Annotated in this window: 19 protein-coding genes and 1 tRNA gene; 16 read left to right on the top strand and 4 right to left on the bottom strand. The window is 57.9% G+C overall.

The features are described 5' to 3' along the window. Nucleotides 1–86: 86 nt before the first annotated feature. The 11 genes from glnL (at nucleotide 87) to DARO_RS19145 (ending at nucleotide 12,805) form a co-directional block, all read left to right on the top strand. The gene (glnL, locus tag DARO_RS19190) at nucleotides 87–1,157 is read left to right on the top strand and encodes a nitrogen regulation protein NR(II) (protein ID WP_011289484.1); all 1,071 of its coding nucleotides are present in this window, start codon (nucleotides 87–89) and stop codon (nucleotides 1,155–1,157) included. Nucleotides 1,158–1,206: 49 nt separating this feature from the next. Next, nucleotides 1,207–2,619, top strand: coding sequence for a nitrogen regulation protein NR(I) (gene ntrC, locus DARO_RS19185; protein WP_041224542.1), 1,413 nt, complete (start codon nucleotides 1,207–1,209; stop codon nucleotides 2,617–2,619). A gap of 10 nt (nucleotides 2,620–2,629) precedes the next feature. Continuing rightward, nucleotides 2,630–3,433 (top strand): biotin--[acetyl-CoA-carboxylase] ligase, encoded by an 804-nt coding sequence (locus tag DARO_RS19180; protein ID WP_011289482.1) that lies wholly within the window; start codon nucleotides 2,630–2,632, stop codon nucleotides 3,431–3,433. Between the two features lie 7 nt (nucleotides 3,434–3,440). Continuing rightward, nucleotides 3,441–4,157: a type III pantothenate kinase gene (locus DARO_RS19175; RefSeq protein WP_011289481.1), complete on the top strand. Its 717-nt coding sequence runs from the start codon at nucleotides 3,441–3,443 to the stop codon at nucleotides 4,155–4,157. 20 nt (nucleotides 4,158–4,177) lie between these two features. After that, the gene (locus DARO_RS19170) at nucleotides 4,178–5,485 is read left to right on the top strand and encodes a cyclic di-GMP phosphodiesterase (RefSeq protein WP_011289480.1); all 1,308 of its coding nucleotides are present in this window, start codon (nucleotides 4,178–4,180) and stop codon (nucleotides 5,483–5,485) included. Next, on the top strand, nucleotides 5,466–7,151 hold the full coding sequence (locus DARO_RS19165; protein ID WP_011289479.1) for a GGDEF domain-containing phosphodiesterase: 1,686 nt from the start codon (nucleotides 5,466–5,468) through the stop codon (nucleotides 7,149–7,151). Before DARO_RS19170 ends, DARO_RS19165 begins: the two co-directional genes overlap by 20 nt. Nucleotides 7,152–7,209: 58 nt before the next feature. Further along, the gene (locus DARO_RS19160) at nucleotides 7,210–7,611 is read left to right on the top strand and encodes a DUF350 domain-containing protein (protein WP_011289478.1); all 402 of its coding nucleotides are present in this window, start codon (nucleotides 7,210–7,212) and stop codon (nucleotides 7,609–7,611) included. An 18-nt stretch (nucleotides 7,612–7,629) separates the two neighbouring features. Continuing rightward, entirely contained in the window at nucleotides 7,630–8,643 is a 1,014-nt protein-coding gene (locus tag DARO_RS19155; protein ID WP_011289477.1) for an SPFH domain-containing protein, read from the top strand. Nucleotides 8,644–8,653: 10 nt separating this feature from the next. Beyond that, nucleotides 8,654–10,585 (top strand): DUF4178 domain-containing protein, encoded by a 1,932-nt coding sequence (locus DARO_RS19150; RefSeq protein ID WP_011289476.1) that lies wholly within the window; start codon nucleotides 8,654–8,656, stop codon nucleotides 10,583–10,585. Then, complete coding sequence (locus DARO_RS23195; RefSeq protein ID WP_198134073.1) at nucleotides 10,585–10,728, top strand: hypothetical protein; 144 nt, start codon at nucleotides 10,585–10,587, stop codon at nucleotides 10,726–10,728. Before DARO_RS19150 ends, DARO_RS23195 begins: the two co-directional genes overlap by 1 nt. A gap of 64 nt (nucleotides 10,729–10,792) precedes the next feature. Further along, entirely contained in the window at nucleotides 10,793–12,805 is a 2,013-nt protein-coding gene (locus tag DARO_RS19145; RefSeq protein ID WP_198134072.1) for a diguanylate cyclase, read from the top strand. 6 nt (nucleotides 12,806–12,811) lie between these two features. On the opposite strand, the gene DARO_RS19140 is transcribed toward DARO_RS19145, so the two are convergent. Together DARO_RS19140 and DARO_RS19135 are read right to left on the bottom strand one after the other, a co-directional pair. Then, nucleotides 12,812–13,483, bottom strand: a complete 672-nt coding sequence (locus tag DARO_RS19140; protein ID WP_011289474.1) for a UCP032817 domain-containing protein — start codon at nucleotides 13,481–13,483, stop codon at nucleotides 12,812–12,814. Nucleotides 13,484–13,487: 4 nt separating this feature from the next. Beyond that, entirely contained in the window at nucleotides 13,488–14,942 is a 1,455-nt protein-coding gene (locus DARO_RS19135) for an NAD-dependent succinate-semialdehyde dehydrogenase (protein ID WP_011289473.1), read from the bottom strand. 63 nt (nucleotides 14,943–15,005) lie between these two features. On the opposite strand from DARO_RS19135, the gene DARO_RS19130 reads away from it, so the two are divergent. After that, a complete protein-coding gene (locus DARO_RS19130; protein WP_011289472.1) occupies nucleotides 15,006–15,506 on the top strand; it encodes a C40 family peptidase in 501 nt (166 codons plus the stop codon). 78 nt (nucleotides 15,507–15,584) lie between these two features. Here DARO_RS19130 and DARO_RS23390 read toward each other — a convergent pair whose 3' ends face one another. After that, the gene (locus tag DARO_RS23390) at nucleotides 15,585–15,842 is read right to left on the bottom strand and encodes an HDOD domain-containing protein (protein ID WP_497463002.1); all 258 of its coding nucleotides are present in this window, start codon (nucleotides 15,840–15,842) and stop codon (nucleotides 15,585–15,587) included. Between the two features lie 18 nt (nucleotides 15,843–15,860). Here DARO_RS23390 and DARO_RS23385 point away from each other — a divergent pair, with 18 nt between their 5' ends. Both DARO_RS23385 and DARO_RS19120 read left to right on the top strand, forming a co-directional pair. Then, nucleotides 15,861–16,064 carry a hypothetical protein gene (locus tag DARO_RS23385; RefSeq protein ID WP_497463001.1) on the top strand — a complete coding sequence of 68 codons (204 nt, stop codon included), beginning with the start codon at nucleotides 15,861–15,863 and terminating at the stop codon, nucleotides 16,062–16,064. 177 nt (nucleotides 16,065–16,241) lie between these two features. Further along, nucleotides 16,242–16,318, top strand: a tRNA-Arg gene (locus DARO_RS19120). 511 nt (nucleotides 16,319–16,829) lie between these two features. Here the strand turns inward: DARO_RS19120 and DARO_RS23380 are convergent. Beyond that, entirely contained in the window at nucleotides 16,830–17,414 is a 585-nt protein-coding gene (locus DARO_RS23380; protein ID WP_011289470.1) for a PEP-CTERM sorting domain-containing protein, read from the bottom strand. Nucleotides 17,415–18,232: 818 nt separating this feature from the next. On the opposite strand from DARO_RS23380, the gene DARO_RS19105 reads away from it, so the two are divergent. Both DARO_RS19105 and DARO_RS19100 read left to right on the top strand, forming a co-directional pair. Beyond that, nucleotides 18,233–20,389: an HDOD domain-containing protein gene (locus DARO_RS19105; protein ID WP_011289469.1), complete on the top strand. Its 2,157-nt coding sequence runs from the start codon at nucleotides 18,233–18,235 to the stop codon at nucleotides 20,387–20,389. Continuing rightward, nucleotides 20,386–22,554: an EAL domain-containing protein gene (locus tag DARO_RS19100; protein WP_011289468.1), complete on the top strand. Its 2,169-nt coding sequence runs from the start codon at nucleotides 20,386–20,388 to the stop codon at nucleotides 22,552–22,554. The genes DARO_RS19105 and DARO_RS19100 overlap by 4 nt, the downstream gene beginning before the upstream one ends. Nucleotides 22,555–22,649: the final 95 nt, after the last annotated feature.

The following is a 22,649-nucleotide window of genomic DNA, read 5'->3' as shown; positions in this document are numbered from 1 at the left end:
CACAATCCAATGGTCAGTCTTGCATGATAATGAACCATCGGTCAGTAACGCAAGTTGTCACTTGGTAGTACGACCAAATCGCTACAATGGCAGCCATGAATATCACCCATGCTTCCTTTGCCGGCCTCGATCTGCTGGCCTCGGCGGTGCTGCTGATCGACGATGGGCAGGCCATCCGTTATATCAATGCGGCTGGCGAGAATCTGCTCGCCGTCAGCAGTCGCTCGGTCATCGGCAAGACCCTGTCGACGGTGTGCACTTGTTCCGCCACCTTACAGGCGGCCGTGGGCAACGGACTGAATAACAATTGGGGTTACACCGGCCAGAATATCGAGGTCAGACGCAGCGACGGCGAAATCCTGCATCTCAACTGCACCGTGACGCCCCTGCGGCCGGAGATCGCGGCCGGCATGCGCCTGTTGCTCGAATTGCAGCCAATCGAGCACCATCTGACGGCGACGCGGGAAGAGCGATTGATCGAGCAGCAGCAGGCCAGTCGCGAGCTGATCCGCAATCTGGCGCATGAAATCAAGAATCCCTTGGGGGGCATCCGGGGGGCTGCGCAGTTGCTGGAACATGAACTGGGCAACCCGTCGCTTAAGGAATACACGCAAGTCATCATCAAGGAAGCGGACCGCTTGCAGGATTTGATGCAGCGCCTGCTGACCCCGCATCGGGCAATGCTGCCAACGACCGTCAATATTCACGAAATCCTGGAGCGGGTACGTAGCCTGCTGACAGCCGAATTTCCTGGTTCCTTGCAGGTCCGGCGTGATTACGACACCAGCTTGCCGGAGCTGATTGGTGATCGCGAACAGTTGATTCAGGCGGTGCTGAATATCGCCCGGAATGCCGCGCAGGCGATGAACGGCGAAGGCGAGATTGTGCTCAAGACGCGTTCCTTGCGGCAGGTGACGCTGGCCAAGAAACATTATCGCCTGGCCATGGAAATCAAGGTGGTGGACAACGGCCCGGGGATTCCTGATGAAATCCGCGAACGCATGTTCTATCCGCTGGTTTCGGGGCGTGAAGGGGGGAGTGGATTGGGGTTGACCATCGCCCAGAACTTCATTCAGCACCATCACGGGACCATCGATTGCTCCAGTCGACCCGGTAACACCATTTTTACGCTGCGCTTGCCGGTCGAACAGGCCTGAGTTTTGCTTCTGTTTAGGCAATTCTAACGACATGATGAGCCTACAAAATATGAAACCGGTCTGGATCGTAGACGACGATCGCTCCATCCGCTGGGTGCTCGAGAAGACCCTGTCCCGCGAGGGCATCCCATTCAAGAGCTATGCCTCGGCCAGCGAGGCGATCTCCCAGCTCGAACAGGGCATCGAGCCACCACAGGTGCTGATGTCCGACATCCGCATGCCAGGCCAGTCCGGGCTGGAATTGCTGCAGGAGGTGAAGACCCGCTTCCCGTCGGTACCGGTCATCATCATGACGGCCTATTCCGATCTGGAAAGTGCGGTTGCTGCTTTCCAGGGTGGGGCCTTCGAATACCTGCCCAAACCATTCGATGTCGACCAGGCGGTCGAACTGATTCGGCGTGCGATTGACGAATCAATGCACCAGAGTGGTGCAATGGAGGAGGAAGGGCTGGTGCCGGAGATTCTCGGCCAGGCACCTGCCATGCAGGAAGTCTTCCGGGCCATCGGCCGACTTGCCCTCTCGCACGCCACTGTGCTGATCACCGGTGAATCCGGTTCCGGCAAGGAGTTGGTTGCCCGAGCCTTGCACCGGCACAGTCCGCGCGCCGATAAACCTTTCATCGCAATCAACACGGCTGCGATCCCGAAGGATTTATTGGAGTCCGAGCTGTTTGGTCACGAGCGTGGCGCCTTTACCGGCGCCCAGGCTCAGCGGCGCGGTCGTTTCGAACAGGCCGAGGCGGGCACCCTGTTTCTCGATGAAATCGGCGACATGCCCTCGGAGTTGCAGACCCGCCTCTTGCGGGTGCTGTCGGATGGCCATTTTTACCGGGTCGGGGGCCATTCTCCGATCAAGGCCAACGTGCGCGTCATCGCAGCGACACACCAGAACCTCGAAACCCGTGTCAAGGATGGCCTGTTCCGCGAGGATTTGTTCCATCGCCTGAACGTCATTCGCATTCGCCTGCCCGCCCTGCGTGAGCGGCACGAAGATATTCCGCTGCTGGCCCGCCATTTTCTGCAGAAAAGTGCGCGCGAATTGGGCGTGGAAACCAAGCGTTTGACCGATGCGGCATTGAAGTATCTGTCAGGCCTGGAGTTTCAGGGCAACGTGCGGCAACTGGAGAATCTCTGTCACTGGCTGACCGTGATGGCGCCAGGGCAGCAAGTGGATGTCGGCGATTTGCCGGCCGAGTTGCGCGAGGCATCTTCAACGGTGTTGGCAACCGATTGGGAAAGTGCGCTGGAAGGCGAAGTCGATCGCATGCTGGCGCGCGGCGTGCCGGATGTGCATGGCGTTCTGGCCCAGACCTTCGAACGCATCCTGATTTCCCGGGCGTTGGCCCATACCGGCGGGCGGCGGATCGAGGCAGCGCAAGCGCTGGGGATTGGTCGCAACACGATCACCCGCAAGATTGCCGAACTCGGTATCGATGGCGGCAAGGAGCACGCAGCGGAGTAAAATCCGCCGCATGCCCTTGATTGATCCCATCTTGCTCAAGGCTCGGCTGGGTGCTCTGGCCGGGCGTTTTGACGTCGACGCGCTGGACGAGTGTGACTCGACCAGTAGTGAATTGATGCGCCGTGCCGATCGCGGGGCGCCGGCCGGCACCGTGATCGTCGCCGACCGCCAGAGCGCCGGACGCGGGCGCCGTGGCCGTAGCTGGTTGTCTTCTCCGGAACGCAGTCTTACTTTTTCACTGCTTTGGCGATTTGCCGGCAATGCCTCCCGCTTGAGCGGGCTGTCGCTGGCGGTTGGCCTGGGACTGGCCAAGGCGCTGGAAAAGCTAGGGGCAGTGGGCGTTCGGCTCAAATGGCCGAATGATGTCTTGTTACAGTCGGGCAGTGACTTCGCCAAGCTGGCCGGGATCCTGATCGAACTTTCCAGTGATCGCCGGGGAACGCAGGCGATTATCGGCATTGGCCTCAATCTTGAAACACCGGACAGTGATTTGCCGCAGCCGGTGGCTGGTTTGAAGCAGTGTTGTGCCCAGGCTGATCGCCACGAGGTGCTGGCGGCGATTCTCGTCAGCCTGGTCGGTGTACTCGATATTTTCGCGGCCGAAGGATTTGTCGGGCTCAGAGATGAATGGCTGGGCTACCACGCCTGGCAGGATCAACTGGTCCAGGTGCTGGGTGATGATGCTGAGCCTTTGCCGGGGCGTTGTCTGGGCGTCGATGGCGATGGCTCGCTATTGCTCGAGACGGCGCGTGGCGTCGAGCACATTTTCTCCGGCGATGTCAGCTTGCGCCCCGTAGGAAGGGCTCAGGGGTGAGCTGCGCATGATCGTCTGCCTGGATAGCGGCAATACCCGCATCAAATGGGGAGTGCATGACGGCGTGAAATGGCTGGCCCAAGGTGCAGTTGCCCATGCCGAGGTCGGGGCGTTGTCGCGACTGGTCGCCGAATGGCCCTTGCCTGAAAAGGTGATGTTGGCCAATGTGGCCGGGGTTGAGGCGGGCAGCCGTATTCGTGAGCAGCTTGCGGCTTGGGCTCCGGTGTTTCACGAGGTGCGTCCGGAGCTTCGGCGTTGTGGCGTTACCAATCTTTACAAAAGCCCGGAGCGTCTTGGCGTCGATCGTTGGTGTGCATTGCTTGGCGCCCGGAGCCTTGTCGACTCGGCTACGGTGGTGGTGATGGCCGGTACGGCAACCACCATCGATACGCTGGATGCCGACGGTAATTTTCTCGGTGGAGTCATCATGCCGGGTATCGGCTTGATGCTGCGCTCGCTGGCTCACGGCACGGCGGCCTTGCCGTTTGCCGATGGGGAGTATGCAACCTATCCGCGCTGTACCGATGATGCAATCGTGACCGGGGTTATCGACGCGCAGGCCGGGGCGATTGAGCGCATTTTTTCCCGCTTGGATGACCCGGCTGCGAGTTGCCTGCTCTCGGGTGGGTATGCCGAACAAATAGCGGTACACCTTGTGGTTCGGCATCGTCTGGCGGACAATCTTCCGCTTGAAGGATTGAGGCATCTCGCGCTCAAATCCTGATTCAGGATTGTTGAGAGAAGATGGAGATTGTTTCGGTTGCCGATTTAAAGATCGGCATGTTCGTCGCCGAGCCGGATTGCCCATGGAGCGAATTTTCATTTGCTTTTCAGGGCTTCGTTATTACATCCCCCGAGCAGGTCGATGTTTTTCAGCAAAAGTGCCGATTTGTATCGATCGATCGGTCACGTTCCTTGAATGAACATTACGCTGCACCGAAACAGGGATGGGACCGTTCTCTGAAGGCATCGCCTTTTCAGAGTGCTGGCGCTGATGGCGATGGGAGGCTCGGAGGCGTTTCTTCGTTTATCGTGTCTGCACAGGATAAGCAGCAGGCTCGCCGCCGCCGTTTCCTCGATTTCCTGCATTCCCAAAAGGATGATGAGCAGATCCTCGCCCTGTCGCGCGAACTCTCCTATATCGAGCCGCGCTACGATGAACTTTCCGATGCCTTGGAGCAAGCGTTTGACGCTTTTGCCGAAGGTCGGGAGGTCGATATTCTGGCGGTTCGCGAAGGCTTGCGTGATATTGCCGGCAGTCTCCAACGAAACTCCGATGCGGTGATGTGGCTGCTGCGACTGAAGCAGCGTGATCAATACAGTTTCGACCATGCGATGGACGTGTCGGTCAATATGATCATGCTCGGGACGCATATTGGCTGGCGCGAACATCAATTGCTCGAACTGGGTCTGGCGGGAATGATGCAGGACGTTGGCAAGACGCAGCTGCCGGTCGCGTTGCTGACCAAAAAGACCGACCTGACGGCCGAAGAGCGGAAACTGGTGCAGTCGCATGTGGCGAGTTCTCTGGAAATTCTGTATTCGCAGGCCAATCTCCCACCGGAAGTGATCCTGACGGTGGCCAGGCACCATGAGCGTTGGGATGGCGGCGGTTATCCGCGTGGCCTGAAGTTCGAACAGATCGGCATGGCCGCAGAAATCGCCGGCATGGCCGATTCCTTTTGTGCAATGCTCAAGGACAAGCCTTACCGCAGTGCGCTGGGGCATCAGGAGGCGTTGGAGGAATTGCACAACCTGCGCGGCAAGCAATTCAATCCGGCGCTGATGGAGCAATTCGTCCAGTGCGTCGGTCTTTATCCGATTGGTACGCTGGTCGAACTGAATACCGGCGAGGTCGCGGTTGTCATTCAGCAGAACCGGGTGAAACGCTCAAAACCGAGGTTGGTCTTGATGCTGGATGCTCAAAAGGAGCGGGTCCGGACCTATCGCATCATCGACCTGCGCGATGCGGTGAATGCCAACCTGCGCATTGCCAAGGCTCTAGCCCACAACGCCTATGGCTTGGCGCCCAATGACTACTATCTCGGATAACGACGGGTTCATCGACTATGCCGCCTTCGGGGTCAGCCCGGAGGATTTGCGCTCGCTGTGCGCCTTGTCCGACGTGTGGCGTAACGCAATACGCAAGGTGGCCGGATGTTTGGGGGCGAATGCCTCACTTGATGAGTTTGTCGGGCGGACGCTCGAGTTACCGTTGATGATTGCCGATATCGCCTGGCAGCGGCAATGGATGCAGTCATGGCACAAGCTGAGTAGCCGTGGCTTTGCAATGGTCGAAATGTTCGGTTTCTTTAACCGTGCAATCGCCTGCGCCGAGACAGACCTGTTCGGTGAGATGGCGCAGGTTAGCCGGGTTCAACTGGATTTGTTCGGCATTCTCCGACGCTGTGTCGTTGCAGCGATCAGTTGCGCCATTGAGCTGGGAGAAGAGGCGCATAACTCCGAACAGGGTTTGCCCGGTGAGTTTGCCGCGATGCGCAATTTGCGCCAGATTTCGGAAAATGCTCGGGCCGCTGCCGTGCTGTCGGTTTCCATGGTCAATCGTCGGGCTTTCTCCCACCTGACGGCGAGCGAATTGCAGAGTTTGCCGGTGTTGCTGACCGATCAGTTGACCACCCTGTTGCGTCCTCAGGACAAGGCGTTCATCGGTCACGAGGGCGAATGGCTTCTGGTGTTGCCGGATGTGCATTCCGCCGCCCAGCCAGCCTTGGCCGCTGCCCAGATTCGCCGTGCCTTTGGGCATCCTTTGGTATTGCTCAGCGGTCGTGGCATCTCGCTGGATGTGGCGATTGGTGCGGCCATGTCTCCCGAGCATGGCAGCGATGCCGAAGAATTGATCCAGGCAGCCAGGCTGGCGCGAGCCAGCCTGCAATCCTCCAATGAACCCTTCGCCATGTACGATCTGCGCATGAAGGAGGATTGGCAGAGCCACCATCAACTGTCGGAGGAACTCCGGGAGGCATTGCGCAAGGACGTGCTGAGCCTTCACCTGCAGCCGCAGGTGGATGTTGAAAGCGACCGGTGTTTTGGTGCCGAGCTTCTGCTGCGCTGGCAGCGGAGCAACGGAGATTGGGTGGCGCCGTCGTTGGTCGTGGAAATGATCGAAGAATACGGGTGGCGCGCTCAATTTACCGAGTGGCTGATCCGTTCGGCCCTGCGCCTCAGCGCGGAGCTTGACGCCGCGGGCGTCGATATCCGCTTGTCGCTCAACCTGACGGCCGGCGATTTGCTCGATACCGATCTGCCTGAACTGGTGGCCCAATGTCTGGAAACCTGGCGTCTGCCTGCCGAGCGATTCACCTTTGAGTTGACCGAGTCGGTGATGATGGTCGACCGCGAGCGCGGTCTGTCGGTGATGTCCAAGTTACGTGCCATGGGGGTCAAGCTGGCTCTGGACGATTTCGGTACCGGCTATTCTTCATTGAGCTACCTGGTCACGCTGCCCTTGAACGAGATCAAGATCGACCGTTCCTTCGTGGTTGGCATGTTCTCGTCGATCGAAGATCTGCGTATTGTGCGGACGATTATCGATTTGACCCATGATCTTGGTATGGTTTCGCTGGCCGAGGGGGTCGAGGAGGCCATTCAGCGCGATCAGTTGTTGGCGCTCGGGTGCACTAAGGTTCAAGGTTATTTCTACGGGAAACCAATGCCGTTCGCTGACTTCGTTGCCTGGCATCGAGCCCGTCAGGCTTGAACAAAGCTCGGCGAGCGGTGACAATCCGCTGTCATTGTTCCATCCCCCGGGAGATTCCATGTTCGATCCGGTCATCAACAGCCTGCCTGCCTTTGCCGGGTATTTTGCGACGGCGCTTGGTTTGCTTGCTGTCTTTGTCGTGCTCTACGTCTTTGTCACGCCGTATGACGAAATGGCCCTGATTCGCGAGGGCAATACCGCAGCAGCCGTCAGCCTGGGGGGCGCCATCGTGGGTTATGCCATGCCGATTGCTGTGTCTGTCGCCGTCAGTCATAACATTGTCGCGATGATCGGTTGGGGGGTTGTCGCCTGCATCGTGCAATTGCTGGCTTACATCGTGGCGCGTCTGGCGCTGCCGCAACTCGTCCTGAACATTCCCCTGGGGAAAGTCGCCTCGGCGATTTTTCTCGCTTCGCTTTCGCTCGGCATCGGCATCCTCAACGCCGGCTGCATTGCCTGATCATTCAAGGAGAACACCATGGCCCTGATGGACTTCATCAAGAAACAGTTTATCGACGTCCTCCAATGGACCGAGGATTCCGACGGCACGCTGGCCTGGCGCTACCCGATGGCGGAAATGGAAATCCAGAACGGCGCCAGCCTGACGGTGCGCGATTCTCAGGTGGCCATGTTCGTCAACGAAGGCACGGTGGCCGATGTCCTTGCGCCGGGCATGTACAAGCTGACGACGCAGACGCTGCCGGTCCTGACCTACCTGAAGAACTGGGACAAGCTGTTTGAATCCCCGTTCAAGTCCGACGTCTACTTCTTCTCAACCCGTACCCAACTCGACCAGAAGTGGGGGACGCCGAACCCGATCACCATCCGCGACAAGGAATTCGGCATCGTCCGTCTGCGTGCCTTCGGCATCTACTCGTATCACCTGACGGATACGAAAACCTTCTACCAGAAGATCTCCGGTACGCGCGACATCTACACTCGCGAGGAGCTCGAGGGTCAGTTACGCAACACAATGGTCGCCGGGTTGACCGATCTGTTCGGCGAATCTGGCGTGGCCTTCATCGACATGGCGGCCAATCAGGATGAGTTCGGCAAGGCAATGCTGGCCAAGGCGGCGCCGATGTTTGCCGAGTACGGTCTGGCGCTCGATTCGCTGGTTGTCCAGAACGTTTCGCTGCCCGAAGAGCTGCAGAAGATTCTCGACCAGAAAATCGGTATGAACATGATTGGCGACATGCAGCGCTACACGCAGTATCAGGTCGCCAACAGCATCCCCGATGCCGCGAAAAACGAAGGTGGCATGGCGGCGATGGGCGTCGGTCTTGGTGCCGGTGTCGGTTTCGGTCAGGTCGTCGGGCAGGCGATGGGCGCGGCCCTGCAACCAGCTGCCGCGGCGCCGGCGGTCGCGGCGATTTCGGCCGATGACATTGTGGCGACGCTGGAAAAACTGCACGGGCTGGTCGAAAAAGGCATCCTGACCAAGGAAGAGTTCGAGGCCAAGAAAGCCGAGTTGCTGAAGAAACTGACCTGATCCACGGCCTATGGCCCTGAACGCCTCCTGTCCTTCCTGTGGCGCGCCGGTTGTCTTCAAATCGGCGTCGTCGGTTTTTGCTGTCTGTGAATACTGCCAGAGCACGCTGGTCCGTCACGACCAGAATCTGGAAGACATCGGCAAAATGGCGGCGCTGGTCGAGGACCGTTCGCCGCTGCAACTGGGCTCGGAGGGGAGCTACAAGGGCGTTCATTTCGCGCTGATCGGGCGCATTCAGGTCAAGTACAGCCAAGGCTATTGGAACGAGTGGCACCTGCTGTTCGACGACATGCGAACTGGCTGGCTGTCGGAGGCAGGCGGTGAGTATGTGCTTACCTTCATGCAGCAGGTCCAGGAGCCACTCCCTGCCTTTGACGGGCTGAAGATTGGCCAGCGCTTCGTACTGGCCAGCCAGACCTGGACCGTCAGCAATCTCGAAGACGCCGAGTGCGTGGCCGGTCAGGGCGAACTACCGTTCAAGGTCGGGGCAGGTTACCCGGTCTCTGCGGTTGATCTCCGGAACCAGGCCAGTTTTGCGACGCTCGATTACTCGGAAACGCCGCCCTTGCTGTTCGTTGGCGAAGCGGTCGATTTCAAAACGCTGAAGATGGCCAAGCTGCGCGACGGCATGGACGAACCGACAGCGACGGTCACGGCTCAGGTTTTCCGCTGCCCGAGTTGTGGCTCTCCGATGTCGGCCCGCTCCCGGGAAATTCTCGCGGTGGGTTGTGCGACTTGCGGTGCGGTGGTCGATACCGCCGACCAGAACTACAAAATTCTCTCCAAATCGCTGGCGGCTCGCGATGAAAAATACACGCCGCGCTTGCCGCTCGGCAGCAAGGGAACGCTCGAGGGCAAGCCGGTCGAAGTGATCGGTTTTCTGGTCAAGCAGAGCAAGGTCGACGGCATTGCCTACCACTGGAGCGAATACCTGCTGGCCGGCGAGCACGGCAGCTACCGCTGGCTGACCGAATACAACGGGCACTGGAACGTGGTCGATGTGTTGTCGAGGCCGCCGACGAGCAGCGGTGTCATCGAAGTCGACAGCATTCGCTTTGCCGGCGAGCTCTTCAAACATTTCTCGACCACACAGGTGGCTGAAGTCATCCAGGTGGCCGGGGAATTCACCTGGCGAGTCAGGCGCGGTGAAACCAATCGGGTTGTCGATTACGTCGCTCCGCCACTGATGCTGTCACGTGAATCCACCGCTAACGATCTGACCTGGTCACAGGGCGTCTATGTATCGCCCAAAACAATCGCCGAGGCCTTCAAATTGCCTGGGGATTTGCCCGAACCAATTGGGGTCTTTGCCAACCAGCCCAATGCCTGGGCGGCGGCAGACCATCGCGTCTGGAGCTTGTTCTGGAAACTCGTTCTGGTCGCCATCGTCGTCCAGTTCTTCTTTGTCTTTCTTTCCGGCGGCAAGCAATTGCTGCGACAGGATTTCACCTTTGAGCCGCGCCGCAGTGACGAGGTACAGACCCGAGAATTCGAGGTCACCGGCAAGAAGCGTAAGGTCACCGTCAAGAATTCGACATCGCTTAACAACAACTGGATCGGCCTGGAGATGATGCTGGTCAACAAGTCCACGGGTACTGCCTGGCCGGCGACCCGCGAATTGTCCTTCTACAGCGGTTACGACGGTGGCTCCTGGACAGAAGGCAGTCGGGATGACGAGGTGGTTTTTTTGAATATCCCGGCCGGTACTTATTATCTGACGCTCGATCCCGACATGGCGCCCAACAACTCGCTGGCCGTGCGCGATACCGTTGAGGTTCATACGGCCAGTGCGGGCTGGTCGAATTTCGTGATGGTGCTGATCTTCCTGCTGCTCTTCCCCATCTTCGTCAGCATGCGGCGGGCTGCTTTCGAAGGGCGGCGCTGGGCAGAAAGCGACCATGCGCCGGTGAGCAGCGACGATGTGGATGGGGGTGACGACTGATGTTCGATAAATTCAACATCGCTGCCGGTGTCTTTGCCTTGCTGCTCTTCGCTTATGCCCAGCATCAGGGATGGAACATGTTTGATAATGTGGCCAATTCCGGGCACGGCAGTTCAGGCAGCAGCCGGACTTATCACAAGTAATATAAATTACCCGGATTGGCTGATAATGACGTCCGTGCGGCTGATCCTCTCCCTATTTCTTTTGTTGTTTCTCGCTCCTGTCTTTGCGGTGGAGCGGGTCGTCCTGCAACTGAACTGGAAACATCAGTTCCAGTTTGCCGGCTACTACGCCGCCATCGACAAGGGGTATTTTCGCGATGCCGGCTTCGACGTCAGTCTGCGTGAGTTAAGCGAGGGAAGCGATCCGGTCAGTGCCGTGCTCGGCGGCGAAGCGGAGTTCGGTGTCGCCGCTTCCGAACTCGCCCTGCATCGGGCCCAGGGCAAACCGGTCGTGGCCTTGGCCGCCATCGTCCAGCGCTCGCCGCTGGTGCTATTGGTCAACCGGCGAAAGATCACCAGCATTGATGCATTGAATGGTGCTCGCATCATGTTGACGCCGCATGAAACGGAACTGTTTGCCTATCTGCGTCGCGAAGGGGTGACGCGCTATGACGCGGTGTCGCATAGTTTCGATCCCAAGGATCTGATTTCAGGCCGGGTTGATGCCCTGTCCGGCTATGTTACCGACGAACCCTACACCTTGCAGTCCGTGGGTTTCCCCTATCTGGCTTTCAGTCCGTCGGCTGTCGGCATCAATTTTTACGGCGACACCCTATTTACGACCGAAGGACGGGCCCATAGCGCCCCGGAGCGCGTCCGCGCCTTTCGCGCCGCCGCCATCCAGGGCTGGAAGTATGCGATTGAGCATCCGGAAGAAATCGCTGATCTGATCCTGAAGAAATACTCCAGGCGACATGAGCGGGCGCATCTGTTATTCGAAGCGAAGGAGTTGAAGCGCCTGATGCAGCCGGATCTGGTCGAGCTCGGCCTGCAATCAAGCAGCCGTTGGCAGCAGATTGCCCAGACCTACGCCGAGTTGGGCATGCTGCCGGAAAAGTACTCGGTTAGTGGATTGATCTTCGAAGCCGAAGAACGGAAACTGCCGGTATGGTTTGGCTACGCACTTGCCGGCATTGCGCTGCTGATCCTTGTGGTTGCCGGAGCGGCAGTCTATTTCGCTCGTCTGAACCGGCGTCTGACCCGCGAGATGATTTCGCGACGGGTGTTCGAGCGGGCGTTGAGTCATAGCGAGGAGCGCTATCGGCAACTCGCCGAGCACAGCAAGGATGTGATCTGGACCGTCGATCTCGCCACCATGCGCTTTAGCTATGTCAGTCCCTCGGTGGAAGCGGTGCGCGGGTTCACGCCTGACGAAGTGATCAACCAGACGCTGGCTGAAGCGATGACCCCGGCTTCCTATGCCGCCGTTGTGGCAACGCTTGAGGAACATCTCGCCCGATTGGCTGCCGGCGATCTGAGCGCCCAGTCGGCGATGACGGAAATCGAGCAACCGCACAAAAATGGCGGGGTCATCTCATCCGAGGTTGTCGGCAGCTTTCTGCTCGATCAACAAGGCAAGCCTTTCGCGTTGCTGGGCATTGCCCGTGATATTTCGGAGCGCCGCCGCTCCGAGGCCGAATTGCGCAGCGCCAACGACAAGCTGCGCAAGCAGTTGGAAGAAATCGAAAAGTTGCAGGTGGCGCTTCGGGAGCAGGCAATTCGCGATAGCCTGACCGGTTGCTTCAATCGGCGCTATCTCGATGAAACACTGGAGCGCGAGCTCTCCCGTTCGCGCCGTGAAGGCTACCCTCTTTCTTTGCTTATTCTCGACCTCGACCATTTCAAGCGGATCAACGACACCTATGGCCACATGGCCGGCGATCAGGCACTGATCGTTCTGGCCGAAACTCTGCGCGCTGGCATCCGGCACGAGGACGTCCTCTGCCGCTACGGCGGCGAGGAATTCGTCATCCTGATGCCGCGCATGCCCTTGGCCATTGCCGCCGAAAGGGCTGAACTCTGGCGCAGCAAAATTGCCGAAATCCGTGTCACCTTCGGCAATTTCGAGCTTTCCTTTACCGCCTCGGCCGGGGTTGCAGCCTACCCCGATCACGGCAAAATGCCAGATGAACTGACCCAGGCCGCCGATCAAGCACTCTACACTGCCAAAAACGAGGGACGTAACCGGGTCGTGGTCTATTCAGCGAACCGCGGTTGAGTCGGTTTAATCACCGCCGCCTCCACAGCCACCACCGCAGCCACTGCCACCATCCCCGTCGCTGCTGCCTGAATCGCCACTGCCTGAGTCTCCAGAGCAGCCGCTGCTGCAGCCGATATGGCTGGCGCAATAGGCGTCGCCGGTAGCGCCGTTGCGAGCCGCCATGCAATCCAGCTGATAGATGAAGCCGCCAGCAATGCCAAGGCTGGCGTCGAGCGCGAATAGTCGAGGCAGGCGCTCCGGTTTTTTCGGGTCGATCTTCTCCTGCGCACAGGCCAGTCGCCAGGCGCGCCTGATGCCATCGCTCGCCTGCGTTGGCGAACTCATCGCCTCAGCTGGCGTGTGGTGCAGGAAGCGGCCGAAGGCGTGCCGGCAGAACTTGTCGTATTGCCGGGTGAACAGAATGAATTCATGCCATGCGTCGTCGACCGCCTGCGAGGGCATGGCCACCATGCGACGCCCGGCCCTGCGGCACAGCTGGAAGTAATCGTGCAGCCCGGCAAGGACCTCAGTCCGCTGTTCCGGGCTAAGTTCAGGTCGCCGGGCTGCCAGTCGCTTGTCGAGGAAACGCTGATAGGGGTAGCGCTCGATGTAGGCCGACTGCCGTTGCCGGCCCCACCTGCGCCACAGTAGTGCGACGAGCAGGGCCAGAAGGGAGAGGACGATCAGTTTGCCCATCGGCTCAGGTATTGACGTCGAAACAGAGGTATTTGATTTCCAGATAGTCCTCGATGCCGTACTTCGAGCCTTCGCGGCCGAGGCCGGATTGCTTGATGCCGCCGAACGGCGAAACCTCGTTGGAGATCATGCCGGTATTGATGCCGACCATGCCGTATTCCAGCGCCTCGCCGACGCGCCAGCAGCGGCCGACATTGCGGGTGAAGAAGTAGGCGGCCAGGCCGAACTCGGTATCGTTGGCCATGGCGATGGCCTGTTCCTCGGTCTCGAAGCGGAACAGCGGTGCTACCGGGCCGAAGGTTTCCTCACGGGCCACCATCATCGCGGTCGTCACGTCGGCCAGCACCGTTGGCTGGAAGAAGTTACCCCCGCGTTCATGGCGGGCGCCACCGCACAGTACGCGCGCGCCCTTGCCGACTGCGTCGGCGACGTGTGCTTCGACCTTGCTCAGGCCGGCTGCGTTGATCAGCGGGCCTTGCGCGACGTCGGCTTCAATGCCGGCGCCGACTTTCAGGGCGCTCGCCTTCTCGGCAAACTTGGCGGCAAACTCATCGTAGATGCCAGCCTGGATCAGGAATCGGTTGGCGCAGACGCAGGTCTGGCCGGTGTTGCGGTATTTGGCCGCAATGGCACCGTCGACCGCAGCGTTCACATCGGCGTCATCGAACACGATGAACGGCGCATTGCCGCCCAATTCCAGCGACAGCTTCTTGATGGTCGGCGCGCATTGCGCCATCAGCAGGCGCCCAACGCCGGTCGAGCCAGTAAAGGACAGCTTGCGCACGATAGGGTTGGCGCACAGCTCGCCGCCGATCTCAGCCGGCTTGCCAGTGACGACATTGAATACGCCAGCCGGGAAACCTGCCTGTTCGGCCAGCACGGCCAGGGCCAGAGCCGTCAGCGGCGTCGCTTCGGCCGGCTTGACCACCACTGGGCAACCGGCGGCCAGTGCCGGAGCGACCTTGCGGGTGATCATGGCGAGCGGGAAATTCCAGGGCGTGATTGCCGCACAGACGCCGATCGGCTGCTTGATGACCAGCAGGCGCGTGTTCGCAGCCGGGCTCGGGATGCTCTCGCCGTAGGTGCGCTTGCCCTCTTCGGCAAACCACTCGACAAAGGAGGCGCCGTAGATCACCTCGCCCTTGGCTTCCTGCAACGGCTTGCCGCATTCGGCTGTGACCAGCTGGGCCAGGTCGTCGGCATTCTTGATGATCAGGCTGAACCAGGCTTGCAACAATTGGGAACGGCGACGTGCGGTCAGGGCACGCCAAGCCGGCCAGGCGGCATTGGCTGCGTCGATGGCGCGGCGGGTTTCGGTGGCGCCGCAGAGCGGTACATCGGCCAGCTTTTCCCCGGTCGCCGGGTTGATCACCGCCAGCTGGGCGCCGTCATCGGCCCTGGCCCATATTCCGCCAATCAGGTTGGTTGACCGTAGCAATTCAGTGTTCTGTAAATTCATGGTCTTGAAAATTCCTGTAAAAACTGTAAGTTATGTATTGATCCAAGAAAGTGCTTTAGCTAAATGCGTATTCCAGCCCTGATTCTGCTCTCCCTTTCAGCCTTGCTGCTTGCCGCTTGCGGCAGCCCAGGGCCGCGCTCTTCCGCCTCGACGGAAACTATAGCGCAAGCATCGCGTCCGGTCAGTGAGAAGGGCACCGAGGTGGTTTTCTACGCCATGGGGCTGATCGATACCGGTTACCGCTTCGGCGGCAAAAATCCGGAGGCCGGTCTCGATTGCAGCGGCATGGTCAGCTATATCTACGGGCAGGCGGCGGGGCTCAGGGTGCAGGGCAGCGCGGCAGATATCGCCCGCAACGGCAAACCGATCGATCGGGCAGAGCTGCGGCCGGGCGATCTGGTGTTCTTCAATACCCTGAATCGCTCGTTCTCGCATGTCGGCATCTACATCGGCGAGACGCGCTTCATCCATGCGCCGTCGACCAACGGCCGGGTTCGCATCGACCGGCTGAGCGACACTTACTACGCGCAGCGTTTCCAGGCCGCCCGTACCTTCTTCGACTAAAGTCGATCAGGCTGCCGCGTCTTCGATGGCCGAGGCCACACGGCCACGCAGATCATCCAGGTCATCGCCAAGCAGGTGCTAGGCCAGCTGCGTGACGGCAATCAAGGAAAGCGTGCCACCGGGCAGCGTCCGGTCCGGCAAATCGTAGGCATCCTTTTCATGCTGAAAGCGGATCGCCTGTCCGAGGATAGAGGGCAGCCCCCAGTTGCGGACCAGCAGGGAGCCAATGATCGGGTGGGTGCTGGGGAAATATTGTTCCTCAGCCTCGGTCAGCATTGAGCCTTCAAGTTTGCACTTGTCCAGAAGCGCGGCGTAATCCGGAAAACGGCGCATCATCAATGGTATCGCTACATCATGGAAGAACGCGTAGGTATAGGCCGCATCCGGCGAATGCCATACTGGTGGCGGGCAATCAGACTGGATGCCAAAGCCTGCAGCATCGTCCGTTTCAAGAATTGCTCGATCAAGGCTGCCGGCAAACCGTTGATTCTCGAACGCAAGGCGGAAGCCACCACGAAACAGACGGTATTTTTTGTGGCCAGGCGCTCTACGGCCTAGCGAATGCTGGAGACGCGGTTGCCACTGCCGCAAAGCGGTGAATTGCCCAGCTTGAATGCCGAGGCTGACATCCCCCGCATCATTGGTAATGATTTTGGCCAGCCGTTTCAGATCAGGCTCATTATTTTGGCGCCATGGACGCAAGCTCAGGCTGGGGGTAGAATGCGTCCCTCCCATGCGCCCGTAGCTCAGCTGGATAGAGTACTGCCCTCCGAAGGCAGGGGTCACTGATTCGAATTCAGTCGGGCGCACCAGAATTCCGTTGTAAATCAAGTGATTGAGCCATCCGTTTGGGTGGCTCTTTTGCGTTATATGGAGTTTGTGCAGAAGCCGGCGCAAAAAAGGTTGGGTCTTGGTAACGCTCCGATTGCCGAGTCTGACCTGGTCTAGCAAATCCAGGCCTTACGCAAAGACACTAGTACCGGCTCCCCATCTCGCCAACATTGCCTCAAGTGCCTGTTGTCTGAATCCGCCAACCTTGGCCATCTCGAGCTTCTTGGATAATTCGTTGATGGCGACCTGATTAGTGGCAGCCTCCTTTAATAGGCGAGCATTTGTAATGCGGCACGGCTATCGTTAATTCAGATGATCTCTAGTGAGGACGCCTTCGATGCAGGCCGCTCACTTCTGGGTGACATCTTTCCGGATATTGAATGAGTTGCCAGAATTCAGACCTTACGATGGTAACAACTCAAATTATCCGTAGGTCAGGGCGCTAAAAATGAAAAGACCCGCCGGAGCGGGTCTGCTGAGAAATATTTCAGGTTATTGCTTGCGGCGACGCGTTGCTCCCAAACCAGCAAGGCCAAGTCCGAGAAGGGAGAGTGCCCCAGGTTCGGGGACCTGATTGGCTAAAGTCACCGACACATTGTCAAGCGCTTGATACGCCGGATCATTTCGCCCGAGGAATTCAATTACGGTCGATGAGCTGGATGCTGTGACGAGGAAACTCTCATGAGTGAACCCCGGGCGGGTATTCGTTGTGTCGTTCAGCGTGTGGAAGACCGTGGCGCCACCGAAATTTGCGATGAATTCGTTTGGTCTTGCGCCATCACTGCCGTAATCGAACTCGAACAAATAGCTAGCACCTGCCGTCGTGGAGATGGTTTGCGTATTACCGCACAGATTACCCACGCATCCCATATACATTGCAAAGTTGCCAAACGGCGTATAGCCATCGAAGGAGCCACTTACAAAATTGTTACCTACGCCGCTTTGGCCCCATCCGGCCAAGCTTCCCGTCTCGAAGTCACCGTTCGTTACCAAATTCGCTTGTGCTCCCATGCTTGCCAGCATCAAAGCGGCAGTCCCAGCGATAAAACTACACTTTTTAATATAGTCCCCAAACATTATTTACTCCCTTTTTCGATTATTTCGTTTCACAACGTCGAGCGCAACGGCGTGATAAATATTTGCGGGGTGGATATAAGCAAATCGCATGCCTTCAAAAATTATTTATTAAAATCAGTTGGTTACGAATGCGTGCCCTATGTTTCGCGAAGTGTCTGTAAAATTTGCCGACACCATTCGTTTGTCCTCCATGCCCTCCAATTAGTCTGAGATTCAGCTCAAATAAGGGGGGCATTGATTCGATGTCAGCGTCCAAAATGCTCCCAAGCGCAAGACAAAAAACCATCAAGTAACAAGCCGCCATACACCCTTCGCGCCACCAGCTAACGGCTTAGAGTGATGCTCCTTACAGGCAATCCTGCTTCGAAAAACCATCATTGATGGCGAAGCAACTGCACCAGGACGGTTGTCTTGCTGCATGAGATCCTGATGTCACAACTTGTGTTCGATGCCCTCAGGAAATCGGAGAAGGGTTTCCGGCCTACCCTAACGCCAATCTGGGCCATGCCATTGTCACCTCCGAGGAAACCCCGCCTCAGGGCTTCACTGCTTGCCTGGCATCCATTGTTCGATCCTGATCGCTGCGGCTTTGCAGGCTGACCGAAGAGCATCTGGTCGAGCAAATTCGCATAAATATAGTCTAGTATGTAGCCGATCGGTATTACTAAAGTTAGGTATGCTATGTGCTGAATCATTGTTAGTGAGCTTTCATACGCCTTACCTATTGATAGTGTAGATTGCACTTGATGTCCTGAAGCCAATGGATAGATCGTCATCTCTTTCGTTCGTAATTAGACAAGCTTCGATCCAGTAAACGCATGCACCGTCTCCCCGAGTCTGTTCACGAAGCAATCGAAAGCGGTCGGATTCCGTCGCCGCCCGAAATCCTGTTGCGACTGATGCGAACTGTCGAAGACGAGCAGGCGACGATGGGTGACTTGGCTGGTATCGTTGAGCAAGACCCAGGGTTGGCCAGCCGCATATTGCGCGTGGCCAATTCACCTGCGCTACGCCGAGGAACAGAGCTCAAGAATCTTGAAACCTGCCTGATCGCTCTCGGTACGCGACTGGTTCGCTCACTCGCCACCTGTCTTTCCATCCAGAGACTTTTTGAACGCGACACCAAGCTGGAGGGGGCTGACGTTGCCGACTTCTGGAGCCATTCACTCCTGGTTGGCGAGCTCGGGCGAAGTATTGCTGAGCTTGCGGGCTACCCGCATCCTGATGAAGCCTATCTGTCGGGGCTGTTGCACGATATTGGTGAGCTTATTCTGCTGTCGGCCATTGGCGAACCCTATCGCCGCTTCATGGTGAATGCGGAAGGCAATGCCAGATTGCTGACTGAAGAACGGCAGCTGTTTGGCACTACGCACGCCGAGGTCGGTGGGTGGCTGATCGACCACTGGGAATTGGATTCCGTGCTGGCCGATGGTGTGTCTTTTCACCATGCATCGGGAGGGCAAATTCAGACGGCAACAGCCTTGCCGCAGATCGTCTGGATGGCTCAGGCGCTGAGTGCAAGCATGGAAGATTCGCCTGAGTTTGGTTTGGCGCTCAACGGTAGCAGCCTCAAGGTCGAGAAATCAGCCCTGATTGCTGCGCGAGAGCGCGCCATCCAGCGAACCCGGCAAATTGCAGAGGCCATCGGAATTTCCGTTCCCGAAGTATTTCCCAAGCGCCGTAGGCTGATGTCGCCCCCTGCAGTGAGTTCGCCTGCTTCGGAAAGTGCTGCAGAGGACGATCTCACCGCAATGCTCGGTGGCATGGCGTTGCTGCAACCGCTGCAACAGGACTTGTTCCAACTGGGCAGTGACACAGAAGTCTTGCTGGCCTTGCGAGAGTCCGCGCGAATTCTCTTCGAACTCTCCAAAGTGGCCATCCTGTTGGCGACTGAAAAAGGAGATGCACTGTCCGGCGAAAAGGTGGGGGCTCAACCGGAACTCTTCCGGCAGCTTGCGATCCCCCTGCTTGCATCCCGCTCCCTGGCCGCCGCGGCGGTCATCGGCCGTCAGATACGGACAACGTTTGAACAGCCTGAATCGCTCCCCTTGCTCGACTTGCAGATCACCCGGGCCTTAGCGACTGAAGGCCTGCTGTGCGTCCCTATGCTGGCACGCAACCGCGTCATTGGCGTCATGATTTGCGGCTTGTCGGCCAAACAGTATGGTCGTCTGCAGCGCCGAATACCCTGGTTGGCCAACTTTGGCAAAATTGCCGCAATCAGTCTCGATGCCCTGATGGAGGCCAAGCATCACCGGCAGCAAGTCGAGGCGGAACTGAGCCATCAATTTAACCACCATGCACGCCAGATCGTTCATGAGGCCGGTAACCCGCTCGGTATTATCAAGAGCTACCTCAAAATTCTCGAACGGAAACTTCCGGAGGATGGTGTTCGCCAGGAGCTGGTGGTGTTAACCGAGGAAATCGATCGGGTCGCCAATATCGTTGGCCACATGACCCATGCCCTCAGTGGTGCCCCGAAAACCCAGGATAGCGATCTGACCAGTCTCCTCAATGATTTCGTGCTGTTATACGCTGACTCCTTGTTTAGAGACAATGGGATACGGTTTGAGGCAACGCTCCCGCAAACGGCAATGCCGATTCAGGTCAATCGGGACAACCTGAAGCAAATTGTTCTGAACCTCTGGAAGAACGCCTCGGAAGCGCTAGTCGCCGGGAAGTGCGTCAAAATTTCTGTCAGTGACAACATCATTCATGACGGCAATGGCTATGTCCAACTGCGTGTCGACGACAATGGCCCGGGGATGTCGGAAGAGACGATTCAATCGATCTATCGCCCGAAAGCCATCTCCGAGACTGGACAGCGTGGTATCGGACTTTCTGTGGTGGGCAGACTGGCCAAACAGGAAGGGATACTTATCACCTGTCGCAGCCAGATCGGGGTCGGTACCAGCATTGCGCTGTTGATTCCAAAACTCGGCAATTCGCCTGACGCATTGATGGGGCGTGCATGAACGCGATTACTGCACTGTACGAGCTCGCGAGGATACCCTCTGTTTCAACGCAGCAGAATATCCTGGTCGTAGATGACGAACCGCGCTTTCGGAGTGCCTACACTGCGCTGCTCGACAGCGATCAGCGTTCCATCGACGAAGCCAGCACGGGACAGGAAGCCATTGCCAAGCTAAAGGCGGGGAAGACCGATCTCGTCATTTTGGACTTGCGACTTCCAGACATCTCCGGTCTGGAGATCATGGAATGGATGAGCGCGCACGGGATCGATACCGATGTGATCGTGTTCAGTGCCGACAAGTCAATCGATTCGGCGATCCATGCGCTCCGTCATCGGGTCTTCGAGTTCTTGCGCAAGGATTGCGATCCGGACGACATGATCATCGCCGTCGAGCGAGCTTTGGTTCATCGCCAGCGCAAGAAAGAGCACGCACTCATTTCGGCGCAAATGCAGCATTCTGAGCGCCTGCACCGCTTCTTGGTCGAGCAGTCGCCAGACATGATCTTTACCCTGGATCCACAGGGGCGATTCACCTTTATCAATGGTCGAGTGAACGCTTTGCTGGGCTATACCCCCGGCGAGTTAACCGGACAGCATTACTCACAGGTGGTCGATTCCCGGGACTACGAACACGTTCAATATGCCTTCATTGAAAGGCGCGTCGGCGAACGAGCCACCAGCAACCTTGAAGTGCGCTTCAGGCGCAAACCGTCCTCCCCCGCGTTACGCAACGGTGCGGTGGTGACCAGCATCCTGAGTTCGCAGGGCGTATACGAAACCCAGCAATTTGGGCAACCCAGTGCGTTCCTCGGGACATCTGGCGTGGCGCGTGACATCTCGGAACGCAAGAAGGCGGAAGAGACCATCACATTTCAGGCGTTTCATGATCTCCTGACCAAGTTGCCCAATCGAATCCTGTTCCTGGATCGGCTGGAGATGGCGATAGCCCAGGCATCACGGCGCGAAGAAAAACTGGCTGTGATGTTTCTGGATATCGATCGTTTCAAACTGGTCAACGACACCTACGGCCACCAGGTGGGGGACCAACTTCTCCGGGAGTTTGCGGCCCGTGTCCGCCGTTGTTTGCGGACAGGAGATACCCTGGCCAGACAAGGTGGCGACGAATTTACTGCTTTGCTGCCGACCCTGACGAACCGCGATGACGCGAATGTGGTTGCCGAGAAAATTCTCTCGGAAACGCGCCGGCCATTCGTCGTGGCTGAAACTCAATTTCTGGCGACGACCAGTATCGGCATAGCCATCTATCCCGATGATGGCACGAATGCTCAGGACTTGATTCGCTGTGCTGACATGGCGATGTACCAAGTCAAGGCACAGGGCAAGAATGGCTATGTGGTGTTTCAGGAACACATGCACACAGCGCATCTTGACCGTTTGTCCATCGAGAATGACCTGCGGAAAGCCCTGAAGGAAGGCAACCAGTTTGAATTGCATTTCCAGCCACAAATCGATGCGACGGTCGGGCGTGCTGTTGGGGTTGAGGCCCTGATTCGCTGGCACCATCCACGAGAGGGCTTGATCAGCCCTGAAATCTTTATTCCTATTGCCGAAGAGACGGGTCTGATCATCGCGATCAGCGACTGGGTGCTGCGCGAAGCTTGTGCGCAATTGGCGCACCTGCGAGAACAAGGCTTCGGGACGCTACGAATAGGCGTCAATCTTTCGCCCCGCGAATTTGATCGAGCCGATCTGCTGGAGCGAATCCGCATTCCTCTCGACGAATTCGGGATTTCGCCCGAGTCGCTTGAAATCGAAATTACCGAAAGCCTGCTGATGAAGGACGTAGAGAATATCGTCGCGCAGGTGAAACGCCTTCGCAGTACCGGGGTGCACGTCTCAATCGATGATTTCGGTACGCGCTATTCCTCGCTCAATTACCTTCGTCGCTTCTCGGTCAACCGGATCAAGATCGACCAGTCATTTGTCCGCGACCTGCAGACCTCCCAAGATTCATACGCCATTATCCAGGCCATGGTCGGAATCGCCCGCAACTTCAATCTCCATGTGATTGTGGAGGGGGTTGAGACCGAGCACCAAGTGGCTGTCCTGGGACAGTTGGGGTGTCACGAGATGCAGGGCTATTTCTTCAGTCGTCCGTTACCGGCTCGGCAGTTGGTAGAGTTTTTGAAGGGCTCGAATCATTAGAAACCGGGATTGGCTGGGATTCTCTCAAGCCTTTCATCAATACCAATTTCCCAAATTCTCGTTGTCGTCCAAGTGGAAAAATTGTTCACTTGAGC

It is taken from the genome of Dechloromonas aromatica RCB (assembly GCF_000012425.1).
The sequence above is the reverse complement of the archived record's forward strand: the minus strand, read 5'-3'. Positions and strand labels throughout refer to the sequence as shown.

Bases quoted from the DNA above. Each gene is read 5' to 3' on its own strand.
- DARO_RS19180 (WP_011289482.1), top strand. From the start codon at position 2,630: ATGCCCTTGATTGATCCCATCTTGCTCAAGGCTCGGCTGGGTGCTCTG.
- DARO_RS23390 (WP_497463002.1), bottom strand. From the start codon at position 15,842: ATGATGCGCCGTTTTCCGGATTACGCCGCGCTTCTGGACAAGTGCAAA.
- DARO_RS23380 (WP_011289470.1), bottom strand. From the start codon at position 17,414: ATGTTTGGGGACTATATTAAAAAGTGTAGTTTTATCGCTGGGACTGCC.
- DARO_RS19140 (WP_011289474.1), bottom strand. From the start codon at position 13,483: ATGGGCAAACTGATCGTCCTCTCCCTTCTGGCCCTGCTCGTCGCACTA.
- DARO_RS23385 (WP_497463001.1), top strand. From the start codon at position 15,861: ATGGAAGAACGCGTAGGTATAGGCCGCATCCGGCGAATGCCATACTGG.
- DARO_RS19165 (WP_011289479.1), top strand. From the start codon at position 5,466: ATGACTACTATCTCGGATAACGACGGGTTCATCGACTATGCCGCCTTC.
- DARO_RS19130 (WP_011289472.1), top strand. From the start codon at position 15,006: ATGCGTATTCCAGCCCTGATTCTGCTCTCCCTTTCAGCCTTGCTGCTT.
- DARO_RS19150 (WP_011289476.1), top strand. From the start codon at position 8,654: ATGGCCCTGAACGCCTCCTGTCCTTCCTGTGGCGCGCCGGTTGTCTTC.
- glnL (WP_011289484.1), top strand. From the start codon at position 87: ATGGCAGCCATGAATATCACCCATGCTTCCTTTGCCGGCCTCGATCTG.
- ntrC (WP_041224542.1), top strand. From the start codon at position 1,207: ATGAAACCGGTCTGGATCGTAGACGACGATCGCTCCATCCGCTGGGTG.
- DARO_RS19105 (WP_011289469.1), top strand. From the start codon at position 18,233: ATGCACCGTCTCCCCGAGTCTGTTCACGAAGCAATCGAAAGCGGTCGG.
- DARO_RS19160 (WP_011289478.1), top strand. From the start codon at position 7,210: ATGTTCGATCCGGTCATCAACAGCCTGCCTGCCTTTGCCGGGTATTTT.
- DARO_RS19175 (WP_011289481.1), top strand. From the start codon at position 3,441: ATGATCGTCTGCCTGGATAGCGGCAATACCCGCATCAAATGGGGAGTG.
- DARO_RS19170 (WP_011289480.1), top strand. From the start codon at position 4,178: ATGGAGATTGTTTCGGTTGCCGATTTAAAGATCGGCATGTTCGTCGCC.
- DARO_RS19100 (WP_011289468.1), top strand. From the start codon at position 20,386: ATGAACGCGATTACTGCACTGTACGAGCTCGCGAGGATACCCTCTGTT.
- DARO_RS19135 (WP_011289473.1), bottom strand. From the start codon at position 14,942: ATGAATTTACAGAACACTGAATTGCTACGGTCAACCAACCTGATTGGC.
- DARO_RS23195 (WP_198134073.1), top strand. From the start codon at position 10,585: ATGTTCGATAAATTCAACATCGCTGCCGGTGTCTTTGCCTTGCTGCTC.
- DARO_RS19155 (WP_011289477.1), top strand. From the start codon at position 7,630: ATGGCCCTGATGGACTTCATCAAGAAACAGTTTATCGACGTCCTCCAA.